This window comes from Streptomyces sp. cmx-4-9 (assembly GCF_046548835.1).
Lineage (GTDB): Bacteria > Actinomycetota > Actinomycetes > Streptomycetales > Streptomycetaceae > Streptomyces.
Genome location: NZ_JAEBEE010000035.1, coordinates 1 through 534 on the forward strand (window position 1 = coordinate 1; position 534 = coordinate 534).

Below are 534 nucleotides of genomic sequence, written 5' to 3' on the forward strand. Positions count from 1 at the left end.
TGGGGTGCTGGAAGACGTCGCGGAGGGTGAGGGTGACGCCGAGGGTGGTGGAGATGCGGTGGGTGAGGCGGGCGGCGAGGAGGGAGTGGCCGCCGTGGTCGAAGAAGCTGTCGTCGATGGACAGCGGAGCGGGGACCTCCAGGACCTCGGTGACCAGGGTCCGGACGATCTCCTCCAGTTCCGTGCGCGGCTGGCGGCCGCCCGTCGTCAGCGGACGTTCGACCGCAGGCAGGGCCCGCTTGTCGATCTTTCCGTTGGGGGTCAGCGGCAGCCGGTCCAGGACGGCGAACTGCTCCGGGACCATGTGCTCCGGCAGCCGCTCGCGCAGCCAGGCCTTCAGCTCCGCACCGGTCGGGGCGGTCCCCGGGACGGCGGTGACGTAGGCGATCAGGCGGGTGGTGTGGACGAGGGTGGCTTGGGTGAGGTGGGGGTGGGTGGTGAGGACGGTTTCGATTTCGGTGGGTTCGATGCGGAAGCCGCGGATTTTGATTTGGGTGTCGGTGCGGCCGGTGTAGTGGAGGTTGCCGTGGGTGT

1 protein-coding gene is annotated in these 534 nt (G+C 69.5%); it reads right to left on the reverse strand.

The annotated features are described in order from the left end of the window. Nucleotides 1–534, reverse strand: a 534-nt coding sequence (locus ACLJTM_RS34630; protein ID WP_411107800.1) for a phosphopantetheine-binding protein, incomplete at both ends; no start/stop codon positions are given.